Source organism: Paenibacillus sp. ATY16, assembly GCF_003399985.2.
GTDB classification, from domain to species: Bacteria; Bacillota; Bacilli; order Paenibacillales; family Paenibacillaceae; genus Pristimantibacillus; species Pristimantibacillus glycanilyticus.
This window is the reverse complement of the sequence record NZ_NMOK02000011.1, coordinates 1-2,383: the sequence shown is the minus strand read 5'-3', so window position 1 is coordinate 2,383 and position 2,383 is coordinate 1. Positions and strand designations below refer to the sequence as shown.

Genomic DNA, 2,383 nt, shown 5'->3' with positions numbered 1-2,383 from the left:
AATCCCTACTACACAAACTTCTTGACGCTACCGCGAAACGCAGAATAACCGGTGAAAATACGCATTGTGGTTGAGTATAAGACCCCATCAGGGTCTTATCAATTAAAGTAACAGCCTTAAAGAGCCCCATAAGACCCTCGTAGGGTCTTATGGGGCTTGGAACTTCTCTCATAATTCTAGAACAAACTCCAATCCAGTTCGCGCGAAAGGGTCTCAAGAAGATGGACTCCCGCGATGCTGTTGCCTTTGGAGTTAAGAGCCGGACCAATTACCCCGATGCCAAGCCTTCCCGGCACCATCGTCAGGATTCCGCCGGACACGCCGCTTTTTGCGGGAAGCCCTACCTGGATGGCGAATTCGCCGGATGCGTTGTACATCCCGCAGGTGATCATAAAGGTCTTCGCGATCTGCACATACCGGCGGGGGATAAGGGAGATGCCTGTTACCGGATCGGTGCCGTTGTTCGCAAGGACAAGGGCCATTCGGGCCAAGTCGCTGCAGGTAACCTGAACCGAGCAGTGACGGAAATAGACGTCCAGCACGTCCTCGACTTGTCCTTCCAGGACGCCGTTGTCCTTCAGCAGATAAGCCATTGAACGGTTCAAATTGGCGGTATCCGATTCGGATTTGTATACGTCCATGTCGTACGTTAACGTATCGTTGCTTGCAAGCGACTGGAAGAAGGAGAGAATGCGTGAGGACTTCTCAGCCGAATTCCGGCCGTGGATCAAGGAAGAAATGGCGATAGCGCCGGCGTTGATCAGCGGATTGAACGGGATGCCGGGACGGACAAGCTCCAGCTTTAGCATGGAATTGAAGTTGTCTCCGGTCGGCTCCATGCCGACCTTTTGAAAGACGGCTTCTTCCCCGTTGTCCATCAGGGCGAGAATAAGCGTAAACACCTTAGAGATGCTTTGCATCGTAAAAGCCAGGCCGCAATCGCCGGCCGAAACAGCTTGCCCGCTTGTATCGATCATATGGATGCCAAGCGCATGCTGCGGAGCTTTGGCCAGCTCCGGAATATAGGAGGCTGTCTTGCCATAGGCGGAACGGACTTTACTCGCCTCTACCCAAACAGGGAGCTGGCGATTTATTAATTCAAGTTCTTGTGCAGTAAATGACATAGCAGGTTCCTCCATTCCAAGCCGTTCGAATCTCTATTTTCTATATTATATTTCATATTCCGAATTGCGAACAGTGCGAGCGAATCTCTAGATTGATTTATGAATAGGACTCGCTTAGACTTGGGTCTTACAGGCGGCTGACTGCCAAATAGGGCAGAGAGAGATAATAAAGCTAGCCGGATATAAACGGGAGGAATGGATCGTGAGAAGTAAATTAATCGGGCTCGTCATGCTCGCACTCCTTGTGGCGATTGTCGCGGGATGCGGTCAAAATAATAAGCCAGACAAGCAGGACAATCAGGCAACAAACGAAGGAAAAGCCGGACAGGAAGTGAACCTGAAGGTAGCGGTTCTCATCCCGCCGATGAGCGAGATTCTGGAGCTGGTGAAGCCGCTCTTGAAGCAGGACGGCATTAATCTGGAGATTGTAACGTTGTCGGATAACGTGCAGCCGAACACGGCTCTTCAGCATAAAGAGGTTGACGCGAACTTCTTCCAGCACGTTCCGTACATGAACGACTTCAACGCAACCAACAAGGCTAACCTGGTACCGGTTAAAGCGATCTACAATGCGGTATACGGCGGCTACTCGAAAAAGTATAAAAAAATCGAGGATCTGCCGGATGGCGCAACCATCGCGATTGCCAACGATCCGTCCAATATCGGACGCTCGCTTGTTATGATGGAGAACAACGGCCTGCTTAAGCTGAAAGAAGGAGTTGGGATTAAAGCCACGCAGGCGGATATCGTAGACAATCCGCATAAGTATAAATTCAAAGAAGTGGACCTGCTTATGCTGGCCCGCGTCATCGATGACGTAGACATGGTGCTCATGACGCCGGCTTACGCGAAGCCGCTTGGCCTGACGCCTAAGAAGGACGCTTTAATCAAAGAAGGCAGCGAATCCGACTTCGTGATTACTTTGGTCGCACGCGAGGACAACGTAAACTCCCCGGCGATTCAAAAGCTGGCAGAGCGGATGACCGGCCCTGAAGTAAAGAAATTCCTCGAAGACAATTACAGCGATATCGCGCTTCCGGCGTTTTAATAGATACAAAAAAGCAGCCCATGCGGGCTGCTTTTTTGTATATTGCCAATTACATTGCACTATTTACAGCATAAAAACGCTATTTAGCTTAATAGCCAATCTTATCCTGCACATTATGCAGGATAAGGAGGCAAAAACGATCTATAAAAGCTCAATTTAGCGAAAAATCCTGCACTTCGTGGTAGCGTCAAGAAGTTTGTGTAGTAGGGAT

At 49.9% G+C, this 2,383-nt stretch carries 2 protein-coding genes; one reads left to right on the top strand and one right to left on the bottom strand.

The genetic code is table 11. The features are described 5' to 3' along the window. Positions 1 to 176: 176 nt before the first annotated feature. Positions 177 to 1,124, bottom strand: coding sequence for a glutaminase A (glsA, locus tag CFI03_RS06830; protein ID WP_248756916.1), 948 nt, complete (start codon positions 1,122 to 1,124; stop codon positions 177 to 179). Between the two features lie 229 nt (positions 1,125 to 1,353). Between glsA and CFI03_RS06825 the strand changes: the two genes are divergently transcribed. Beyond that, entirely contained in the window at positions 1,354 to 2,172 is an 819-nt protein-coding gene (locus CFI03_RS06825; protein WP_201008707.1) for a MetQ/NlpA family ABC transporter substrate-binding protein, read from the top strand. The last annotated feature ends 211 nt before the right edge of the window (positions 2,173 to 2,383 follow it).

Coding starts and splice junctions, on each gene's coding strand:
- CFI03_RS06825 (WP_201008707.1), top strand. CDS start 1,354: ATGCTCGCACTCCTTGTGGCGATTGTCGCGGGATGCGGTCAAAATAAT.
- glsA (WP_248756916.1), bottom strand. CDS start 1,124: ATGTCATTTACTGCACAAGAACTTGAATTAATAAATCGCCAGCTCCCT.